This is a genomic window from Mycetocola sp. Y719 (assembly GCF_056713205.1).
On record NZ_JBWYGY010000001.1, the window covers coordinates 1,024,374 to 1,044,233 of the forward strand.

At 67.8% G+C, this 19,860-nt stretch carries 20 protein-coding genes; 9 read left to right on the plus strand and 11 right to left on the minus strand.

Annotated elements, in window-relative coordinates; all coding sequences use genetic code 11:
- Positions 1–21: 21 nt before the first annotated feature.
- Entirely contained in the window at positions 22–891 is an 870-nt protein-coding gene (locus tag AC1M0F_RS04795; RefSeq protein ID WP_480237046.1) for a PHP domain-containing protein, read from the minus strand.
- 78 nt (positions 892–969) lie between these two features.
- On the opposite strand from AC1M0F_RS04795, the gene AC1M0F_RS04800 reads away from it, so the two are divergent.
- Complete coding sequence (locus AC1M0F_RS04800) at positions 970–1,998, plus strand: endonuclease/exonuclease/phosphatase family protein (RefSeq protein ID WP_480237047.1); 1,029 nt, start codon at positions 970–972, stop codon at positions 1,996–1,998.
- Positions 1,999–2,034: 36 nt separating this feature from the next.
- A complete protein-coding gene (locus AC1M0F_RS04805; RefSeq protein ID WP_480237048.1) occupies positions 2,035–3,510 on the plus strand; it encodes an aminopeptidase P family protein in 1,476 nt (491 codons plus the stop codon).
- 73 nt (positions 3,511–3,583) lie between these two features.
- Here AC1M0F_RS04805 and AC1M0F_RS04810 read toward each other — a convergent pair whose 3' ends face one another.
- On the minus strand, positions 3,584–4,087 hold the full coding sequence (locus AC1M0F_RS04810; RefSeq protein ID WP_480237049.1) for a YflT domain-containing protein: 504 nt from the start codon (positions 4,085–4,087) through the stop codon (positions 3,584–3,586).
- A gap of 88 nt (positions 4,088–4,175) precedes the next feature.
- Here AC1M0F_RS04810 and AC1M0F_RS04815 point away from each other — a divergent pair, with 88 nt between their 5' ends.
- Genes AC1M0F_RS04815 through AC1M0F_RS04830 form a run of 4 tightly spaced genes read left to right on the plus strand, consistent with a single transcriptional unit; the run spans position 4,176 to position 7,984 of the window.
- Entirely contained in the window at positions 4,176–5,462 is a 1,287-nt protein-coding gene (locus tag AC1M0F_RS04815) for a magnesium transporter MgtE N-terminal domain-containing protein (RefSeq protein WP_480237050.1), read from the plus strand.
- Positions 5,463–5,514: 52 nt separating this feature from the next.
- A complete protein-coding gene (locus AC1M0F_RS04820; protein WP_480237363.1) occupies positions 5,515–5,967 on the plus strand; it encodes a DUF1003 domain-containing protein in 453 nt (150 codons plus the stop codon).
- Positions 5,954–7,114, plus strand: coding sequence for a P-loop NTPase (locus AC1M0F_RS04825; RefSeq protein WP_480237051.1), 1,161 nt, complete (start codon positions 5,954–5,956; stop codon positions 7,112–7,114). The genes AC1M0F_RS04820 and AC1M0F_RS04825 overlap by 14 nt, the downstream gene beginning before the upstream one ends.
- A 6-nt stretch (positions 7,115–7,120) precedes the next feature.
- The gene (locus AC1M0F_RS04830; RefSeq protein WP_480237052.1) at positions 7,121–7,984 is read left to right on the plus strand and encodes a hypothetical protein; all 864 of its coding nucleotides are present in this window, start codon (positions 7,121–7,123) and stop codon (positions 7,982–7,984) included.
- Between the two features lie 103 nt (positions 7,985–8,087).
- Here the strand turns inward: AC1M0F_RS04830 and AC1M0F_RS04835 are convergent, their stop codons facing one another.
- Positions 8,088–8,516: a twin-arginine translocase TatA/TatE family subunit gene (locus tag AC1M0F_RS04835; RefSeq protein ID WP_480237053.1), complete on the minus strand. Its 429-nt coding sequence runs from the start codon at positions 8,514–8,516 to the stop codon at positions 8,088–8,090.
- Positions 8,517–8,600: 84 nt separating this feature from the next.
- Between AC1M0F_RS04835 and AC1M0F_RS04840 the strand changes: the two genes are divergently transcribed.
- Complete coding sequence (locus AC1M0F_RS04840; RefSeq protein ID WP_480237054.1) at positions 8,601–9,230, plus strand: O-methyltransferase; 630 nt, start codon at positions 8,601–8,603, stop codon at positions 9,228–9,230.
- 74 nt (positions 9,231–9,304) lie between these two features.
- Here AC1M0F_RS04840 and AC1M0F_RS04845 read toward each other — a convergent pair whose 3' ends face one another.
- The 3 genes from AC1M0F_RS04845 to dapE all read right to left on the minus strand — a co-directional run bounded on the left by AC1M0F_RS04845 (position 9,305) and on the right by dapE (position 11,893).
- Positions 9,305–9,478 (minus strand): DUF3117 domain-containing protein, encoded by a 174-nt coding sequence (locus AC1M0F_RS04845; protein WP_090712530.1) that lies wholly within the window; start codon positions 9,476–9,478, stop codon positions 9,305–9,307.
- A 95-nt stretch (positions 9,479–9,573) separates the two neighbouring features.
- Positions 9,574–10,797 carry a mannosyltransferase family protein gene (locus AC1M0F_RS04850; protein WP_480237055.1) on the minus strand — a complete coding sequence of 408 codons (1,224 nt, stop codon included), beginning with the start codon at positions 10,795–10,797 and terminating at the stop codon, positions 9,574–9,576.
- A complete protein-coding gene (gene dapE, locus AC1M0F_RS04855) occupies positions 10,790–11,893 on the minus strand; it encodes a succinyl-diaminopimelate desuccinylase (protein WP_480237056.1) in 1,104 nt (367 codons plus the stop codon). The genes AC1M0F_RS04850 and dapE overlap by 8 nt, the downstream gene beginning before the upstream one ends.
- A 75-nt stretch (positions 11,894–11,968) precedes the next feature.
- Here dapE and dapD point away from each other — a divergent pair, with 75 nt between their 5' ends.
- Positions 11,969–12,946 (plus strand): 2,3,4,5-tetrahydropyridine-2,6-dicarboxylate N-succinyltransferase, encoded by a 978-nt coding sequence (dapD, locus tag AC1M0F_RS04860; RefSeq protein ID WP_480237057.1) that lies wholly within the window; start codon positions 11,969–11,971, stop codon positions 12,944–12,946.
- 32 nt (positions 12,947–12,978) lie between these two features.
- Positions 12,979–15,525 carry a penicillin acylase family protein gene (locus tag AC1M0F_RS04865; protein ID WP_480237058.1) on the plus strand — a complete coding sequence of 849 codons (2,547 nt, stop codon included), beginning with the start codon at positions 12,979–12,981 and terminating at the stop codon, positions 15,523–15,525.
- 36 nt (positions 15,526–15,561) lie between these two features.
- Here AC1M0F_RS04865 and AC1M0F_RS04870 read toward each other — a convergent pair whose 3' ends face one another.
- From AC1M0F_RS04870 to AC1M0F_RS04890, 5 genes are all read right to left on the minus strand, one after another.
- Complete coding sequence (locus AC1M0F_RS04870; RefSeq protein WP_480237059.1) at positions 15,562–16,443, minus strand: hypothetical protein; 882 nt, start codon at positions 16,441–16,443, stop codon at positions 15,562–15,564.
- A 12-nt stretch (positions 16,444–16,455) separates the two neighbouring features.
- Positions 16,456–17,763, minus strand: a complete 1,308-nt coding sequence (locus tag AC1M0F_RS04875) for a citrate synthase (protein ID WP_480237060.1) — start codon at positions 17,761–17,763, stop codon at positions 16,456–16,458.
- A 136-nt stretch (positions 17,764–17,899) separates the two neighbouring features.
- Complete coding sequence (dapC, locus tag AC1M0F_RS04880) at positions 17,900–19,018, minus strand: succinyldiaminopimelate transaminase (RefSeq protein WP_480237061.1); 1,119 nt, start codon at positions 19,016–19,018, stop codon at positions 17,900–17,902.
- Between the two features lie 3 nt (positions 19,019–19,021).
- Complete coding sequence (gene fdxA, locus AC1M0F_RS04885) at positions 19,022–19,339, minus strand: ferredoxin (RefSeq protein WP_480237062.1); 318 nt, start codon at positions 19,337–19,339, stop codon at positions 19,022–19,024.
- Positions 19,340–19,376: 37 nt separating this feature from the next.
- Complete coding sequence (locus tag AC1M0F_RS04890; protein ID WP_480237063.1) at positions 19,377–19,856, minus strand: hypothetical protein; 480 nt, start codon at positions 19,854–19,856, stop codon at positions 19,377–19,379.
- Positions 19,857–19,860 lie beyond the last annotated feature (4 nt).

Genomic DNA, 19,860 nt, shown 5'->3' on the forward strand with positions numbered 1-19,860 from the left:
GCCTCCCGCGGCACAGCGGAGCTACGGATAAACCGGCTTCGACCCCGCCGCCGCGTCGATGATCGCCTGCACCACGGCATCCGGAGTCGTGTTCTCCCCCAGCCGGTTCGGTTTCCCGGCCCCGTGATAGTCGCTCGACCCGGTGAGCACGAGGCCGAACGTATCGGCGAGCTCGCGGAGTCGCTTCTTGCCGTCGTCGGTGTTCTCGCGGTGATCGATCTCCAGGCCGAACAGGCCGGCGGCGACGAGTTCGCCGAGGTGCTTCTCGTCGATCATCGCGTCTCGGCCGCGCGTCGCCGGGTGCGCGATCACCGGCACGCCGCCCGCCGCTCGCACCAACCGGACCGCCTTGAGCGGGTCGGGCGCGTAGTGCGGCAGGTAGTACCCGGTTCTCGGGTGCAGGATGCCGGCGAACGCCTCACTGCGGGTGGGCACGTGTCCGCGGGCGACGAGCGCGTCAGCGATGTGGGGCCGTCCCACGGTGGCACCCGGTGTCGTCTGGGCGACAACGTCGTCCCAGCTCAGCGCGTAGTCGGCTGCGATCTTCTGCACGATCGACTCGGCCCGGCGCAGACGTGACTCGCGGATCCTGGCCGTCTCGGTGTTCAGGTCCCCGTCGGCAGGATCGAACAGGTACGCGAGGAGGTGCACGCTCTTGTATCCGAAGCGGGTACTGAATTCCATTCCGGGAATGAGCGTGATGCCCACGTCGCGGGAGGCGACGGATGCTTCATGCCAACCGGCTGTCGAGTCATGGTCGGTCAGTGCCACGACACCGAGCCCTGCTTCGGCGGCCTGCCGGACCACTCGCGAAGGAGATTCGGTGCCGTCTGACACCCGCGAGTGAGTATGGAGGTCCGCTGGCCCGGTGAAGAGGGGAACGGCGGTCATTCTCACAGTGTATGGCGCGCGCGGCGCGGAGCCGTTTCCGGGCTTCTCCCAGTCCTGGGTCGATAGTGTGGCTGGACCATGCTCAGATTTCTCGGCGCCATCGCCACCGTCGCGGTCGCGGTCGGTCTGCTCATCATCTCCTGGCCGCAATTCTTCGGGCTGCAGACGACGTGGATCATCGCCCAGATCACCTCGATGCGTTCTTTGGCCATCGTCGCGGCGCTCCTCGCCGCCGTCGCGTTCGCCCTCCTCGCGCTGCTCCGTCCGCTCCGTGCATTCGCGGGTACGATCGTCGTCCTGCTCCTCGTCTTCGCGGTCGGCAACGCCGCCATCAATGTGTCGAGAGGACTCGGGAACACCGACTTCGCCGAGGAGACCCCGGACGCCATCACCGTGCTCAGCTGGAACACCCTCGGCGACGCCCCCGGCGCGACGGCCGTTGCCGACCTCGCCGTCGAGTCAGGCGCCGATGTGATCTCCCTGCCCGAGACCACACAGGAAACCGGAATCGAGATCGCCGAGACCATGCGTGCCGCCGGCCGCCCGATGTGGGTGCACACCGAATGGTTCGACCAGATCTCGCCTGCGCGGTCCACAACCGTCCTGATCAGCCCCGACCTCGGCGATTACATGAAGATCACGAGCAACGAGGAACGGGACGACAACACCACCGTTCTTCCCACGATCATCGTCGAACCCGTCGACGGCGACGGCCCCACATTCGTCGCAGCCCACGCCGTGGCCCCGATCACCGGGCAGATGGACAACTGGCGCGACGACCTGTCCTGGTTGGCCGAACAGTGCCAGGGCGAGAACATCATCATGGCGGGCGACTTCAACGCCACCCTCGACAACATGGCCGGACTGGGCAGCGCCCCCGATGCCGCGCTCGGTGCGTGTGTCGACGCCGGGCGGGCCTCGAACAACGGTGCGGTCGGAACCTGGCCCACCCGCATCCCAGCGCTCACCGGAGCCCCGATCGACCACGTCATGGCCACGCCCGACTGGACCGTGACGGGGATGCGTGTCGCCACCGAGTTCGACGGCACAGGAAGCGACCACCGGCCCGTGATCGTCCAATTGACCCGGGCGGGCACCGGCGGCTGACCCCCACCCGATGGCCATCGGTGGAACAATGGGAGCATGCAGACCCCCAGCGACACAACAACCACGACTTCGACCCCTGGCGTCGTGCCGGCCAGCGACGAGACCACGAGCGAAGAACCGCGCGGCACCTCGAACCGGTCGACAACACCGGCGTCGACCCAGTTCCAGGACTTCATCGGCTCCAAGTGGGCCGATCGCGTCGACGAGCTCCCCGCTCCGCGTGAACAGGCCGGCTACACAGCCGGCCGGCGCGCCCGCGTGTCCGCCGCCTTCACTGGCAAGCGCCTCGTCATCCCGGCGGGATCGCTGAAACAGCGCTCGAACGACACCGACTACCCCTACCGCGCCCACTCCGCGTTCTCGCACCTCACCGGCTGGGCCTCCGACGCCGAACCCGACTCGGTCCTCGTCTTCGAGCCGAACGGCGACAGCCACGACGCGACGCTGTACTTCCGTGAGCGCGCCGACCGCACGTCGAACGAGTTCTACGCGAACCCTGCCATCGGCGAATTCTGGATCGGCGCCCGGCCCTCCCTCACTCAGGTCGCCGCCGACCTCGGTCTGGCCACCGCGCACATCGACACCTTCACGACGACGGATGCCGACGTCACGCTCGAAGAGGACGACGAACTGACCACGTTCCTGTCCGAACTGCGCCTGGTCAAGGACGACTACGAGATCGCACAGATGCGGCTCGCGGTCGACGCCACCGCGCGCGGCTTCGACGACGTCATCTCGGACTTCCCGCGGATCACCGCCCACGAACGCGGTGAACGCGCCGTCGAGGGCGTCTTCTACACGCGCGCACGGCTCGACGGGAACGCGGTCGGGTACGACACCATCGCCGCGTCCGGCCCGCACGCGTGCATCCTGCACTGGACCCGCAACGACGGCCCCGTCTCCCCCGGCGACCTCATGCTGCTCGACGCAGGCGTCGAAGTCGACAGCCTGTACACGGCAGACATCACGAGGACGCTTCCGGCGAACGGCCGGTTCTCGGAGGTCCAGCGCGCCGTCTACGAGGCCGTCAGGGAAGCCGCAGACGCCGCGTTCGCGATCGTGCGCCCCGGCATCGTCTTCCGCGACGTCCACGCCGAAGCCATGAAGGTCATCGCGAAGCACACCGCCGCGTGGGGACTTCTGCCGGTGAGTGCCGAGGAATCCCTCGAGCCGGAGAACCAGTTCCACCGCCGATACATGGTGCATGGAACGAGCCATCACCTCGGGATCGACGTCCACGACTGCGCCGCCGCCCGCCGGGAGATGTACCACGACGGTGAGGTGAAGGCCGGCATGGTTTTCACCATCGAGCCCGGGCTCTACTTCCAGCCGGACGACCTCACCGTTCCTGAGGAGTTCCGCGGGATCGGCGTCCGGATCGAGGACGACATCCTCGTCACCGCCACCGGCGCCGAGAACCTGTCAGCGGGCATCCCGCGCACGGCCGACGAGGTCGAGGCCTGGATCGCGCGCCTTTCTCCTTCGGTCATCGGCTCCGCCGCTGCCCTCTAGGAAACGCGACTTCGGTCAGCGGCTCCGCCGCTGCCCTCCAGGAAACGCGACAGGTATCGGGGCAGTCGCCGCGTCAGAGCGGCTGCTGCCCCGCTCCGTTGAGCACGTTCTTCGCGCGGTTGGCGAGGTCGGGTGCGACGGTGACCGTGTAACTCGTCGCGATGACCTGCATGACGGAGGTGAAGTCGCGGCGCCTGCGGTTCACCGCGTAGGACACGATGGTGAACATCATTCCGAACGCGGCACCGATGAGCACCGCTGCCCCGACGAAGACGAGGTCGGATGCCGGGTTGATGATCACGAGCAGAAGCCCGAAGAAGAGACCGAGCCAGGCACCGCTCAGGGCGCCGGCGCCTGCCGCGCGGCCGTAGCTCAGTTTGCCGGTGACGCGCTCGACGCTCTTCAGGCCGTCGCCGACGATCGAGACCTTCTTGACCGGGAAGTCGGCCTGGGCGAGGAGATCGACGGCTCGCTGCGCTTCGCTGTACGTCTCAAAGCTGGCGACGGTCTCGCCGCGGGGAATGACGGTGTCGAGGGGGGCGCGGGACATGCCGCGGCGCTGCTGTTGATTGCTCACTGCCCCATTCTCCCACCCAGCCCGGCAATCCGCCGCAGACCGCGGCATCCGTGCCCCCGCTCCCGGCTTCGCGCACTAAGTTAGAGGGGTGAGTGGCACCAGAGTTTTCGTCGCCCGTCTGGCCGGGTGCACCGTTTTCGACCCCGCGGGCGACCGCGTGGGCAAGGTGCGCGACGTCCTGGTTGTCTACCGAAAAAACGATCCGCCCCGCGTCGTCGGCCTCATCGTCGAGATCCCCGGAAAACGACGGGTCTTCGTATCGATCGGCCGCGTGACCTCGATCGCGTCCGGCCAGATCATCACGACCGGTCTCATCAACGTGCGCCGGTTCGAACAGCGCGGCGGTGAAGTCCGCGTGATCGCGGAACTCCTCGGACGCAAGGTCGTCTTCGTCGACGGTTCAGGCGAGGCGACCATCGAAGACCTCGCCATCGAAGAGGTCGGCCCTGGGGCATGGGCGGTCAGCCAGTACTTCGTTCGCCGACCCAAAGTGTCCTCTTCACCGTTCGCCAAGGGGACGACGGCGTTCGCCACCTGGCGTGAGATTCGGGAAAAGCAGACAGGCAGCGAAGCACAGTCCGCCGAGCAGCTCATCGCGACGTACTCCGATCTGAAGCCTGCCGACCTCGCCAACACCCTCCTCGACCTTCCTCAGGACCGCATGATCGAGGTCGCGGAAGAACTCCCCGACGACCGTCTCGCCGACGCTCTCGAAGAGATGCCGGAGTCGGACCAGGTCCACATCCTCACCCAGCTTGACGACGACCGTGCCGCAGACGTGCTCGACCAGATGCAGCCTGACGACGCCGCAGACCTCATCGCGCAGCTTCCCGCCGAGCGCGGCGAGCACCTGCTCCAGCTAATGGAGCCCGAGGAAGCAGAAGACGTCAGGATGTTGCTGGCGTTCGCCCCTGACACGGCCGGCGGTCTGATGACGACGGAACCCGTGATCCTCTCGGCTGACTCGACGGTCGCCGAGGCCCTGGCGCTCATCCGCCGCCCCGAACTGCCGCCCGCGCTGGGCGCCGCCGTGTGCATCACCCTGCCCCCGTACGAACCGCCCACCGGTCGGTACCTCGGGATCGTCCACTTCCAGCGGATGCTCCGCTACCCGCCTCACGAACGGCTCGGCACGATCATGGACCAGAGCCTCGACCCGGTCACCGCCAAGGCGTCGGCCGCCGAGGTGTCGAGGATCCTCGCCAGCTACGACCTCGTCTCGGTTCCGGTCGTCGACGACACCCATCGACTCGTCGGGGTGGTGACGATTGATGATGTCCTCGACTACCTGTTGCCGGAAGACTGGCGAAGTCAGAACGATGACGACCCCGTAACGACGCACAGACCACAGGGAAGGAGGGCAGCCCGTGCCTAAGATCCGCAGGAACGAGGTTCGCCTCGACGCCCCGAAGGGCCTTCGCACGTCGATGATCCCCGGCCGCAACCGGGAGTCGAGCGACCGGTTCGGCCGCTTCACCGAGTGGGTCGCCAGAAAGATGGGCACCCCGACCTTCCTCGCCGGCCTCACCATCTTCTGCCTGGCCTGGATCGCGTACAACACGTGGGGCCCCGAGAACTTCCGGTTCGACTCCGCCGCCCTCGGGTTCACGGCGCTGACCCTCATCCTGTCCCTGCAGGCGTCGTACGCCGCACCGCTCATCCTCCTCGCGCAGAACCGCCAGGACGACCGTGACCGGGTGCAGATCGAACAGGACCGCCAGCGCTCTGAGCGCAACCTCAACGACACGGAATACCTCGCGCGTGAGGTCGTCGCCCTGCGCCTGGCCATGAAGGATATGGCCTCGAAGGACTTCATCCGCCAGGAGCTTCGCGGGCTGCTGGAGGAGCTCGACAAGGACAGGGACGATGTCCAACGCTGACCTCGAAGCCCGCATCACCGCAGCACTCGGTCGGGTGATCGACCCCGAGATCCGCAAACCGATCACTGAGCTGGGCATGGTCGCCGGCGTGTCCGTCGATGACGCGGGCGCGGCATCCGTCGCCATCTCCCTCACCATCGTCGGCTGCCCCGCCGCCACCGCCATCGAACGGGATGTCACCACAGCGGTCGCAGGGGTGCCGGGCGTCACCGGCACGATGATCACCGTCGGCGTGATGAGCCCTGACGAACGCCGCGCTCTGACCGATCGCCTGCGTGGTTCGAAGGCGGCCAGGGTCATGCCCTTCGGCCCCGACTCGCTCACCAGGGTCATCGCCGTCACGAGCGGGAAGGGCGGGGTCGGCAAGTCCACCCTCACCGCCAACCTCGCCGTCGAGCTGGCATCCAGGGGGCTGACCGTCGGCATCGTCGACGCCGACGTGCACGGTTTCTCGATCCCCGGCCTGCTCGGTCTGACGGATGCCGCGGCCGCGGCAGGTGCGATCACCCGCCCAACGCAGGTCGGCGACCTCATCATGCCGCCCATCGCCTACGGGGTGAAAGTGATCTCCATCGGCATGTTCGTCGAGCCCGGCGCCGGCTCAGCCGTTGCCTGGCGCGGACCCATGCTGCACCGCACGATCACCCAGTTCCTCACCGACGTGTACTTCGGCGACCTCGACGTGCTCCTGCTCGACCTGCCCCCGGGTACCGGCGATGTCGCCATCTCGATCGGCCAGACGCTCCCCCACGCCGACGTGATCGTCGTCACCACGCCGCAACCCGCGGCGGCGGATGTCGCCGAACGAAGCGGCATCGTCGCGAGGCAGACCGGCCAGCGAGTGATCGGCGTCGTCGAGAACATGGCCGGCCTGGCCCAACAGGACGGCACCATCCTGTCGCTGTTCGGCGAGGGCGGAGGCTCGGAGGTGGCCAGACGGCTGAGTACCGATGACGCGGGACCCGTACCCCTGCTGGCCTCCGTTCCGCTGAGTGTGCCGCTCAGAGCGGGAGGCGACTCGGGGATCCCCGTCGTGCTCGGAGCGCCCGGTGACCCCGCCAGCGTCGCGATCAGGTCCGTCGCCGACCGGCTGATGTCGAACGGTCGCGGCCTTGCCGGGCGCCGGCTCGGCCTGGCGCCGGTGTAGCAGACCATGCGCCGGTGGTGGACGACGCCCCTCCTGGTGGCCGCATGCGCCGTCGCGCTCCCGGCTCTGGCCGGTTGCGCCGTTCCCACTCCAGCCGGGCTGCCAGACGGCGTCACCGTCGACGTTCTCCAGGGCCGCACCGACTACACGAGTGGGACCCTCGTGATCCGGATCGTCAACGAGTCCGCCGAGGAACTCGTCGTGAGCAGTGCGAGCCTGGACGCCCCAGGGTTCGCAGAGCCGGCCACCTGGGACAGGGGAACGACGGTTCGGGCGGGGACGACGGTCGACCTGCGGGCCTCCGTGCCCGAGCAGGACTGCACCGAAGCGTCAGGGTCACCCCGGGTCGAGCTGACCACCGGAGCCGGGGACCGGCGAGCCACGGTCGCCGTGGAGGCGACGGATCCGCTCGGCACCCTCGAACGGCTCCACGCCACCGGCTGCATCACCACGCTCGTGGATCGGGTCGCCCGGATCTCCGTCGGCCCGCCCGTCGTGGAAGGGGTCGGCGCGGCATCCGTTGCCGTCCTGCCCCTCAGCCTGGCCCCGACCGGAGCGGACGGCAGTGTCGAGATCGCAGGGATCGGTTCCACCCCTTTGCTCCGGCCCGCCCAGGATGCCGCGGGCGATGCGGACGGCTGGCCGGTCACGCTGGCGGTCGACGCGGCATCCGCACCGGTCACAGTGCCACTGCGAATCGTCCCTGCGCGCTGCGACCCGCACGCGATCGCCGAGGACAAGATCGGTACGGTCCTTGTGATCTCGGTCACGCTGTCGGATGGCACGACGGGCGACTACCGCCTGACCCCGCCAGAGGACGTCCGCGAGGCACTGCTCGACTTCGTCCGTGAGCACTGCGGCATGGCCTGAGATCCAACGGAGCTTCTCGAGAGTGCACTAGTGGCTCGAAAACGGGCCGTCAGAGCGCCACTACTGCAGTCTCGGCGCGTTCCCTGAGTGCAGGGCCGAAGGGTTACGTCGATTCGGGATCGAACGGCGGCGGCTCGACGGCCTCGCCTGCCGCCATGCGACGACCCCTGTCGACCGCAGCAGCCGACACGATCGTCGGTGTGCTGACGGCGGGGGTGGCGGCGGCCGCGGCAGGAGCCGGCGGCTTGATCACCGGTGCCGGGTCGGGGGCGTCGTCGTCGTCGAGGAGGGCCTCACGGATGATCCGGCGCGGGTCGTATTGCCGCGGATCGAGCTTCTGCCAGTCGACGTCGTCGAACTCGGGGCCCATCTCGTCGCGCATGCGATCCTTGGCACCACGGGCCATGTCCCGCAGGGTCCGGATGAGTTGCGCGAACTTCGCGGCATAGCCGGGCAGCCGCTCGGGTCCGAGCAGGAAGACGGCGATCACTGCGATGATGAGCAGCTTCTCGAACGTGAGGCCAAAGAACACGAGTTCAGACTATCGCGCCGCGCCTCACAATTCGGCGCGCCGTGCGCCGGTACTGTTGTGCCAACCACCATCGGGAGCGAAGAAGTGTCTGAACAAGATTCGAACTGGAAGTACGCCGACTACATCGTCACCGAATCTGAGGCGATCGCGAAGGCACGGGCGCAGTCCCTCGAGCTCGGCATAGAACCGCTGTCCCCCGCCATGGGAGCCCAGGTCGCCGTGCTCGCCGCTGCCACCGGCGCCGTCAACATCGTCGAGATCGGCACGGGTGCCGGTGTCTCCGGCCTCTGGCTGCTTCGCGCGTCCACCCGCTCGGTACTGACGTCGATCGACTCGGAGGTCGAGCACCTCGGCTACGCCCGCCAGGCATTCGCCGACGCTCGCATCGCCTCGAATCGCGTGCGACTCATCACAGGCAAGGCACTCGACGTGCTCCCCAGGATGAACGAGAACTCCTACGACCTCGTCTACGTCGACGGCGACCCTGCCCAGGTGATCGAGAACGTCGAGCACGGGCTGCGTCTCGCCCGCACCGGCGGCACCGTCCTCGTGCCACACGCCCTGTGGCGTGGCCGGGTCGCAGACCCCGCGCAGCGCGACGACGTGACGAGCGCGTTCAGGACCCTCGTCCAGGAGATCGCCTCGTCCAGCGCTGTCGTCAGCGCCCTCTCCCCCGTCGGAGACGGGCTGCTGCAGATCACCAAGCTCGACTAGCCCCGAAACGACGAAAGACGCGGATGCGTGTGGTCTGGTGACCACCGGCATCCGCGTCTCTGTTGTTCGACTGACTAGCTGGGAGAAACGACCCCGGCCAGCGCATCGTGAAGTTCTTTGGCCTCTGCATCGTTGACAGAGACGACAAGTCGTCCGCCACCTTCGAGCGGAACCCGCACGATGATCAGCCGACCCTCCTTTACGGCCTCCATTGGCCCATCCCCAGTCCTCGGCTTCATCGCTGCCATTCGGCTCCCCTTTCGTGGCTGTGACTTCTATTATCGGCTATGCAGGGCGGGCAGACGAAATCCGATCGCCCCAATGCCCGTAACTGGGGGCACGATCACGGCGGCGTCCAGTCGTATCCGTCGACCTGCCAGGCGATGAAAACCCAGCCCACCTGCCCGGCCAAAGAGAGCGCGACCATCGACACGCGGTACACGACAGACCGCGGTTGGGCGAGAATGCCCGCCACCGGGAACACCGGAACGAGCAGACGGAACGTGCTCGACTGCGGGAAGAATACCGCGAGCAGGTAGAGCAGGTAGCTCGCCACCCACAACCGGAGATCCACGCCCAGGCGTTTCGCCTGCGGCGAGAACAACAGGGCGACGGCCGCGGCCACGAGCAGGACGACGCCGCAGAACCCCCACCAGTAGCCCGATGGAAGACCGAGGCCGCGGACGGCCCACCAGTCCAGGCCCTGGATCCACGGCGTGAACGGCACGAGATGGGCGTAGCCGATGTAACTCGACCTCCAGGCCAGTTCGGTGTCCGTGTATGCCGAGAGCGACCCGGTCACGGCCCACGCGATGAGCAGCCAGCCCAGGCCGAAGATTCCGCTGGCGAACGCTGTGACGGCTGCCGCGACCGCTTCCCGGCGCGGGAACGGCACCCGGCGACGCGTCCACCACCGATGGCAGACATGCAGTGCGAGGAACAGGGCGAAGGCGAGGCCGCTCGGCCGGGTGAACGACATCACCGCGATCACGGGCAGCGCCGCCCAGTACCTGTGGCGCATCACCAGGTACAGGGCGCCGGCCAGGAGCATGAGGTGCATCGACTCGGCGTACGCCACCTGGAGGATCGGCGACAGCGGCGACACCGAATAGAGCACAACCGCGAACATGGCCGTTCCGGCGTCGAGGACGAGCCGGAACACCTTCGCGACGAGGACCGCCGAGACGAAACCGCAGGCGACGGAGACGAGCACGGCGACCGGCGCCCACGGGAGGCCGGTGAGCACCATGAGGAGCCGAACCACAGCCGGGTACACCGGCATGAAGGCCCACGCGTTCTCGGCGACGTGACCATCCGCCGTGAGCGGGAGCTCGCTCGGATAGCCTACCTCGGCGACGATGTTGTACCACCGGCCGTCCCACATCGACGCAAAGTCGGCGTAACCGGGGCTCGCGCCGGTCCAGGCGTTCGCGTGCTGCCCCGCGGCGAAGACGAGAAGGATGCCTGTCGTCACGATCCGCGCGGCTCCGAAGACGAGCAGGGCCTGCCCCCACCACGGGACACGCCGCCACAGGCCGACGATCGACCTGCCGGTGACCTCAGTCACGTGCGCCGGTCAGCCAGGTGCGCAGCGCCGTCTCGACCGAGGTGATCTCGTCGAGGGCGACGCGCTCGTCATCCGCGTGCGCCTTGAGGGGATCACCGGGGCCGAAGTTGACGGCCGGGATGCCGAGGGCCGAGAACCGCGCCACATCGGTCCAGCCGTACTTGGGCATGGCGCGTCCGCCGACCGCGGCCAGGAACTCCTGGGCGATCGGGGCGTCGAGGCCCGGCCTGGCCCCGTCGGCGGCATCCGTCACTGTCACGTCGAATCCGGCGAAGATCTCGCGCACCTCATCCGCTGCCTGCTCTGCGGTGCGGTCGGGAGCGAACCGGTAGTTCACCTGTACGGTGCAGTCGTCGGGGATGACGTTGCCCGCGACGCCTCCCGAGATGATCACGGCGTTGAGGCCCTCACGGTAGACGAGCCCGTCGACCTCGATCGACCGGGGCTCGTACGCGGCGAGGATACTGAGGATGGGGGCAGCCTTGTGGATGGCGTTCTCACCGACCCAGCTGCGCGCGGAGTGCGCACGGAGGCCGGTGGTAGTGACATCGACGCGGAGGGTTCCGTTGCAGCCGCCCTCGATGTCGCCGCGGGTCGGCTCGCCGAGGATGGCGAAGTCACCGACGAAGAGGTCAGGCCTGCGCTCGGCCAGCAGGCGGAGGCCGTTGATGTCGCTGGAGACTTCTTCGTTGTCGTACCACATCCAGGTCACGTCGAGTGCCGGCTCCGTGAGCTCCGCGGCAAGCTTCAGCTGGACGGCGACACCACCCTTCATGTCGACCGTTCCCCGGCCCCACAGGTACTCCCTGCCGTCGATGGTCTCGAACCGGGTGGGCAGGTTGTTGTTGAGAGGCACGGTGTCGATGTGCCCGGCGATGATCACCCGCTGGTCCCGGCCGAGTGCCGTCCGCGCGACGATGGTGTTGCCCTCACGGACGACCTCCAGGTGGGCGAGGGGCGCGAGCGCGCGCTCGATGGCATCCGCAAGAGGGGCTTCGTTCCCGGAGACCGACTCGATGTCGCAGATCGCCTGCGTGAGGTCGATCGACCCGGCTGAGAGGTCGAGGACAAGGGCTGGGGCGGTCGAATCCGGCATCGCCCCAGTCTACGGGCGGTCGAACCGCCCGGCAGGGCGTCAGCCGGACAGGGGCTGATTCGCTAGCCTTGAGGCATGACGACCGCACCCGAGACCGCAACCGCCCCGACACACGCGTGGGGCTACGGCCTCGCCACGGTGAGTGCGAGCGGAACCGTCCTCGACACGTGGTACCCGGAGCCGCGTCTCGGCACGCTCCCGGCCGGCCGGGAGCGATGGATCGCCCCAGCTGACATCGAAGCGCTGGCCATCCCAGACGATCGCCGGAACGTCCGCGTGGACATCGTCACCGTGGAGATCGACCTCCGCGAACAGCCGAAGGACACAGCGGATGCCTACCTCCGTCTGCACCTGCTCAGCCACCTGCTCGTTCAGCCGAACACGATCAACCTCGACGGCATCTTCGGTCACCTCCCGATCGCGGTCTGGACGAACGCCGGGCCCGTCGCGCCGAATGACTTCGACCGCCTGCGCCCGTCCCTCTCCCGCCAGGGCATCCACGCCACCGGCATCGACAAGTTCCCGCGGATGCTCGACTACGTCACGCCTGCCAAGGTTCGCATCGCCGACGCCTCCCGGGTGCGTCTCGGCGCCCACCTGGCACCGGGTACGACCGTCATGCACGAGGGCTTCGTCAACTTCAACGCCGGGACCCTCGGGTCGTCCATGGTCGAGGGACGCATCTCGCAGGGCGTCGTGGTCGGTGACGGCTCAGACATCGGCGGAGGGGCATCCATCATGGGCACACTCTCCGGCGGCGGCACCCAGCGGGTCTCCATCGGGGCCCGGGCGCTGCTCGGTGCGAACTCCGGTATCGGCATCTCGATCGGCGACGACAGCGTCGTCGAAGCCGGCCTGTACGTCACCGCCGGAACGAAGGTCGTCGTCCTCGACGGACACACCGCCGACGACGGCAGCCCGCGGACGGTGAAGGCCGTCGAGTTGTCAGGCGTCCCGAACATCCTCTTCCGGCGGAACTCCGTCACCGGCGCCGTCGAGGTCCTCCCCCGCACCGGTGCCGGCATCCAGCTGAACGAAGCCCTGCACGCCTGACCCGTTTCCCGACCTCTTCACAAAGGAGTGATGTGGCCCGCACCGCGACACCCGGCCGGCGATCCCGCGCCTTCACCGTCTTCCTCAGCATCGTGGCGGTGTTCGTCGTCGTCGTTCTCATCGGGGGCGGGTTCGTCGTCTGGACCGTGCAGCGGTCGTTCCCCCAGCTCGCCGGGGAGATCTCCGTGCCAGGGCTCGACGGCGAGGTCAGCGTTCTCCGCGACGACGCCGGCATCCCCACCCTCGAGGCGGAGAGTGCACACGACCTGTACCTGGCACAGGGTTTCGTCCACGCGCAGGACAGGTTCTGGGAGATGGACTTCCGTCGCCACGTGACCAGCGGCCGGCTCTCCGAACTGTTCGGCGACGCGCAGGTCGGGACCGACACGTTCGTCCGCACCCTCGGCTGGCGCGCGGTGGCCGAGGAGGAAGTGAAACTGCTCGACGAGGAGACGCTCGGCTGGTACCAGGCGTACGCCGACGGGGTGAACGCCTACCTCGAGCAGAAGAGCGGCGCAGACCTGTCGCTCGAGTACGCCGTCCTCGGGCTCCAAAACCCCGGCTACGAGCCGGAGAAGTGGACACCGGCGGACTCGGTGGCCTGGCTCAAGGCGATGGCATGGGACCTGAGGTCGAATCTCGAGGACGAGATCGACAGGGCCCTGCTCGCGACGGAACTGACCCCTGAGCAACTGGCGCAGGTGTACCCGCCATACCCGTACGACGAGAACCCGACGATCGTCCCGAGCCCCGCCCCCGTGCCTGCCCCGGCATCCGTCGGCGAGGCAACGGCGTTCAGCGCGGTCAGCGACGAGACCGTCGAATCGCTCGTCCAGCTCCGCGGCATCCTCACGAAGATGCCTGCCCTGCTCGGCCGCGCAGGGTCGGACATCGGTTCCAACTCCTGGGTGGTGTCAGGCGACCTCACCGAGTCGGGCAAACCGCTCCTCGCCAACGACCCCCACCTCGGCCCAGCCCTCCCGTCGGTCTGGTACCAGATGGGGCTTCGCTGCTCCACGGTCTCGGACGCGTGCCCGTTCGATGTGGCCGGTTTCAGCTTCTCCGGCATGCCCGGCATCATCATCGGGCACAACGACCGGATCGCCTGGGGTTTCACCAACCTCGGCCCCGACGTCGCCGACCTCTACCTCGAGAAGGTGTCAGAAGACACCGTGGAACTCGACGGCGTTTCGGAGCCGCTCACCATCCGGGAGGAGACGGTCAAGGTCGCAGGCGGCGAGGACGTGCCGATCCGCATTCGTTCCACCTCCCGTGGCCCCCTCGTCACCGGGATCAGCGACGAGTTCGGCACCATCGCCGCCGACTACCCCGCGACAGCCGAGCTGCCTGAGGGCAGCTACGAGTTGTCCCTCCAGTGGACCGCACTCACCCCCGGCCGCACGCCCGGCGCGATCTTCGCGGTCAACAAGGCGACGGACTGGGCGTCATTCCGTGAAGGCGCGAAACTGTTCGACGTACCGTCGCAGAACCTCGTCTACGCCGACGTCGACGGCAACATCGGCTACCAGGCCCCCGGGCTGATCCCGATCCGGCGCAGCGGTGACGGCACCGTTCCGCAGCCGGGCTGGACGAGTACAACCGGCTGGGCTGGCTACCTCACGTTCGACTCGCTCCCGTCGCAGTACAACCCCGCCGCCGGGTACATCGTCACGGCCAACAACGCCGTGGCAGGCAGCGGCTCTCCCACCATGATCACGAGGGACTGGGATGCCGGCTACCGCGCATCGCGCATCGTCGAGAGGATCGAGGAGGGCATCGACTCCGGCGGAGCATTCACCGCGGAAGACATGAGCTCGATCCAGGCCGACAACGCGAACGCCATTGCCGAACGAATGGCACCGTTCATCGCCGACCTCGCACCGTCGAGCAACGCCAGTCTCGGCAAGAAGCTCCTCGACGGCTGGGACTTCCAGGACGACGCGGACAGCGCACAGTCCGCGTACTTCAACATCTTCTGGCGGAACCTGCTCGAGAACTCATTCGCACCGAAGCTGCCGGAGAGCGTTCCGCCCGCAGGGGGCTCCCAGTGGTTCCAGGCGGTCGGCGCCTTGCTCGAGGACCCGGACTCGGACTGGTGGGCCGGCCCTGACGACAACATCGTCACGCGGGACGATGCGCTCACCCTCGCCCTCAGCGAGGCGTGGACCGAGGCGAGCCGCCTCATGGGAGACAACCCCGAGAACTGGACGTGGGGCGAGCTTCACACCCTCACCATCCGCAACGGAAGCTTCGGCGAGTCGGGGATCGCGCCGATCGAGATGCTGTTCAACCGGGGCCCGTACGAGCTTGCCGGTGGGTCGAGTGTGGTGAACGCGGTCGGCTGGTATGCACCTGACGGCTACACCGTCGACTGGGTGCCGTCGATGCGGCAGGTCGTCGACCTGGCCGACTTCGACTCCTCGACCTGGATCAACCTCACCGGGGCATCCGGGCACGCCTACCACGCCAACTACGTCGACCAGACGCCACTGTGGCAGAAGCACGAGACGCGGGTCTGGCCTTTCAGCCCGGACGCCGTCGAGGACGCGGCGAGGGACACACTGACCCTCGTACCGTGAACCGGCTGGCCGCGCCCGACGGCGGCCTGCCGTGGGTCAGGGGGTGTCGGCGACGAAAATGACCTCGGCCACTGCCGGCCACCCGGTCAGGTCGTCCAGCGGGTCTTCGTCGAAGTCCACGGGTTCGGCGTCATCCGCGACCGTGATGACGACCGCGCGCAGTCGCCCGCCGGAGACGACGACGGATGCCTCGGCGAGAATCCCCGATGGCGTACGAAATTGTGCTCTCACGGGGAAGGTGAAGTCGTTCGGGACGACTCTCGGAGTGGCTTCGTCTACCGAGATGACGACCTGACCGTCGAAGACGGCCGTGTCTTCGGTCGGCCAGTACTCGGCCTGGGCGGTCGCCCACTGCCGGCGGAGATCCTCGGCGGAGTACGCCGTGGTTTCGGACAGCATCCCGTCGACCAGGTCCCGGACGGTCGGGTCGACATCGGCGTGGCGCGGGGCGTCATCCCTGTCATCACGCGGATCAGCGCGCCACTCGTAAGGGCTCTGCCAGGGGCTCCCCATCCGGTCGCTCGAGCGGAAAGCTGCAATCGAGGTCAGGGTAGAGGCCACGGCGAGAAGGAGCCGCGGGCGCCGCACGCCCGCCTTCCTCAGCCCGGAGGTGATCCTGGCGTCGATCTTCTCGCTCACGTCGGAGAGCCCGAAGACGGTACCGGCGACGCCGACGGCGGCCGCTGCCCGCAAGAGGATCTCGTCGTGAAGCGCCTCGGTTCGCCTCAGCTCGAGGAACGTGAGTCCACCAGTGATCACGGCGGTGACACCTCGGAACGCGAGCCGCGGGCCCGGGCCAAGTCGCGCCGGGTCGACCAGGCTGAGCGCTCCGACGACGATGCTGGATGCGACTCCGTATTCGATCCGCTCCGGGTCGAGGAGGCTCCTGAGCAGTCGTGAGCCGGTGTTGTCGCGCATGAGCCGGATCGGTCAGCGCTGGGGCAGTTCGCGTTCCACCGAACCGGTGTACAGCTGCTGCGGGCGACCGATCTTGGTCTGCGGGTCGAGATTCATCTCACGCCAGTGAGCGACCCAGCCTGGCAGCCGTCCGATCGCGAACAGCACGGTGAACATCCGCGTCGGGAAGCCCATCGCCTTGTAGATGACGCCAGTGTAGAAATCGACGTTGGGGTAGAGGCGACGTTCCTTGAAGTAGTCGTCTTCGAGGGCGATCTGCTCGAGTTCCTTGGCCAGGTCGAGCAACGGGTCGGAGACGCCGAGCTGGGCCAGAACCTCGTCCGCGCTCTCCTTGACGATCTTCGCGCGCGGGTCGTAGTTCTTGTAGACGCGGTGCCCGAAGCCCATGAGCTTGACACCGTCCTCCTTGTTCTTCACCCTGTCGACGAAGCGCTGGACACTCTCCCCCGAGTCGCGGATGCGACCGAGCATCTCCAGAACGGCCTCGTTGGCACCGCCGTGCAGCGGACCGGAGAGGGCGTTGATGCCGGCCGAGACGGAGGCGTACAGGTTGGCGCCGGTCGATCCGACGAGGCGGACGGTCGACGTCGATGCGTTCTGCTCGTGGTCTGCATGCAGGATGAGCAGTCGGTCGAGCGACTTCGACAGCACGGGGTCGATCTCGTACGGCTCGGCCATGTTGCCGAAGTTGAGCCTGAGGAAGTTGTCGGTGAAGCTCAGGCTGTTGTCCGGGTACAGGAACGCCTGGCCGAGCGCCTTCTTGTGCGCGTATGCCGCGATGATGGGCAGCTTGGCGAGCAGGCGGATGGTGGTCAGTTCGACCTGCTCAGGATCGCGCGGGTCCGCTGCTGTCTCGTAGTAGGTGGAGAGCGCAGACAGTGCGCTGGAGATGACGGCCATCGGGTGCGCGGTGTGCGGAAGTGCCGAGAAGAAGTGCTTGAGATCCTCGTGCAGCAGCGTGTGCCTGCGGATCTTCTCGTCGAATTCACCGAGCTGGTCTGCCGTCGGCAGCTCGCCGTAGATCAGCAGCCAGGCCACCTCGAGGTAGCTCGACGAGTTCGCCAGCTGCTCGATCGGGTAGCCGCGGTAGCGCAGAATCCCTGCGTCTCCGTCGATGTACGTGATGTCGGACTTCGTCGCGGCCGTGTTGACGAAACCGTAGTCGAGCGCCGTCAGCCCCGTCTGGCGGGTCAGCGTGGACACGTCGATGCTGGAGGCCCCCTGGCTGGACCCCAGGAGCGGGAACTCGGCGGTGCCCCCAGGATAGGTAAGGGTCGCTTTGTGGTTTCCTGCGCGGAAGTCCTGCTCGACGTCGCCCACGGCGCCTCCTTGTACTGGTGATTCGCTTCGGACCGTCCTGCTGGAACCGCTCTGAGCGGTGCAAGGTCCGGATACAGCCTAATCGGCTCCCGGGCCAACTGTTGCATCCGCCAACGACCCGGATGCGGTGTTGGAGCTAACCTCCAGCGCCGCTGGCACTCAGCCGCTCGGCAGCAGCGGCGATCCGCTCGTCGGTGGCGGTGAGCGACAGCCGGACGTGCTGAGGGAAGACGTCTCCGTAGAAATGACCCGGACCGGCGAGGATGCCGAGGCCCGCCAGTCTGTCGATCGACGCCCAGGCATCCTTCCCCTCGGTTGCCCAGAGGTAGAGCCCGGCCTCGCTGTGGTCGATCCGGAAGCCGGCGCCCTGGAGCGCCGGGAGAAGCACGTCCCGGCGGGCGCGGTAGCGCTCCTTCTGCTCCGCCACGTGGTCGTCATCGCCGAGTGCGGCGACCATGGCAGCCTGCAGCGGACCTGGGAGCATGAGTCCCGCGTGTTTGCGGACGTTGAGAAGCCGCGCCAGCGTCTCGGAGCAGCCCGCTGCGAAGGCCGCGCGGTAACCGGCCATGTTCGACTGCTTGCTCAGTGAGTAGATCGCGATGATGCCGCTGGTGTCGCCATCGGTCACCCGGGGGTCGAGGATGCTCGGGATCGGTGTCGACTCCCACTCGCCGTCCCAACCGAGTTCGGCGTAGCACTCGTCGTTGACGATGAGCGCGCCCAGCTCACGCGCTCGCGTCACCGCTGCACGCAACCGGTCGACGCCGAGCACGCGTCCGTCCGGGTTCCCGGGCGAGTTGAGCCAGACGAGCCTGGTCGAGTCCGGCCAGTCTGCGGGGTCGTCGGATGCCATGGCGACCGCACCGCACAGGGCGGCGCCGATCGCATAGGTGGGGTACGCGGCCAGCGGATGCACGATCGTGTCGCCCTCGCCCATCCCCACCATGAACGGCAGCAGGGCGACGAGTTCCTTCGAGCCGATGCTCGGGATCACGTTGTCGACTTCGAGGCCGGGGACGCCGCGGCGGCGGGCGAACCACTCGACGATCGCTTCCCGCAGCGCAGGGGTTCCTGCCGTCGTCGGATACGCGTGGGCGTCGGTCGCGGCCGAAAGCGCCGCGCGGACGACCTCAGGAGTCGCGTCGACCGGGGAGCCGATCGACAGGTCGGCGATGCCGTCCGGATGCGACCGGGCGCGCTCGGCGTACGGCGCCATGGCATCCCACGGATAGTCGGGAAGGGGCTGGAGCGCCACCGGTCAGGCCTGCGGCGGAAGGGCCGCGATGATCGGGTGGTCGTACTTGATCACGCCCACCTTGGCCGCTCCGCCAGGAGAACCGACCTCGTTGAAGAACTCGACGTTTGCCTTGTAGTAGTCAGCCCACTCCTCGGGCAGGTCGTCCTCGTAGTAGATCGCCTCGACCGGGCAGACCGGCTCGCAGGCGCCGCAGTCGACGCATTCGTCCGGCTGGATGTAGAGGGACCGTTCACCCTCGTAGATGCAGTCGACGGGGCATTCATCGATGCACGCACGGTCTTTGACATCCACACACGGGAGGGCGATGACGTAGGTCACAGTGGCTCGGTTCCCTTCGAAAACAGGTGAGGCAAGTCTACGCCTCGGGCCGGTGCCGCTCGTCCGCCTGGACGGTCGCGGCGTCACCGCCGGGCTGCGCTGCGGCGCGTTGAGGCAGGCGTGGCCAGGCGACGACCACCGTCGCGAGGCCGACCGCGCCGTACGTCCAGACGAAACCGAGAACACCCTGCGGGATGAGCACCGAGCCGCCGGCACTGGCGAGGGAGAACAGTCCGATGACGACGACCATGCCCAGGGCTGCCCAGAAGACGGCCAGTCGGTCCGTGAAGAGCAGGCGGAAGCCGATCATCAGCGCGAGGACGCCGACGAGCGCGAGAATGAGCGCGATGGGGATCGAGAGTTCGCCGATCCGGAACACGTTCTGGTGAACGACCGTTCCGACGGCGCCGTAGATGGCCCCGACGAGGAAGCAGAGGAGAGCTCCGGCGACCCGTGACAACAGCGGAGAACCGCCTTCGGTGCGGGGGGCGGCCGGCTGGGCGTCATCAAGAGTCACCGCC

Coding starts and splice junctions, on each gene's coding strand:
- AC1M0F_RS04795 (WP_480237046.1), bottom strand. CDS start 891: ATGACCGCCGTTCCCCTCTTCACCGGGCCAGCGGACCTCCATACTCAC.
- AC1M0F_RS04800 (WP_480237047.1), top strand. CDS start 970: ATGCTCAGATTTCTCGGCGCCATCGCCACCGTCGCGGTCGCGGTCGGT.
- AC1M0F_RS04805 (WP_480237048.1), top strand. CDS start 2,035: ATGCAGACCCCCAGCGACACAACAACCACGACTTCGACCCCTGGCGTC.
- AC1M0F_RS04820 (WP_480237363.1), top strand. CDS start 5,515: ATGATCCCCGGCCGCAACCGGGAGTCGAGCGACCGGTTCGGCCGCTTC.
- AC1M0F_RS04825 (WP_480237051.1), top strand. CDS start 5,954: ATGTCCAACGCTGACCTCGAAGCCCGCATCACCGCAGCACTCGGTCGG.
- AC1M0F_RS04830 (WP_480237052.1), top strand. CDS start 7,121: ATGCGCCGGTGGTGGACGACGCCCCTCCTGGTGGCCGCATGCGCCGTC.
- AC1M0F_RS04845 (WP_090712530.1), bottom strand. CDS start 9,478: ATGGCAGCGATGAAGCCGAGGACTGGGGATGGGCCAATGGAGGCCGTA.
- dapE (WP_480237056.1), bottom strand. CDS start 11,893: ATGCCGGATTCGACCGCCCCAGCCCTTGTCCTCGACCTCTCAGCCGGG.
- dapD (WP_480237057.1), top strand. CDS start 11,969: ATGACGACCGCACCCGAGACCGCAACCGCCCCGACACACGCGTGGGGC.
- AC1M0F_RS04870 (WP_480237059.1), bottom strand. CDS start 16,443: ATGCGCGACAACACCGGCTCACGACTGCTCAGGAGCCTCCTCGACCCG.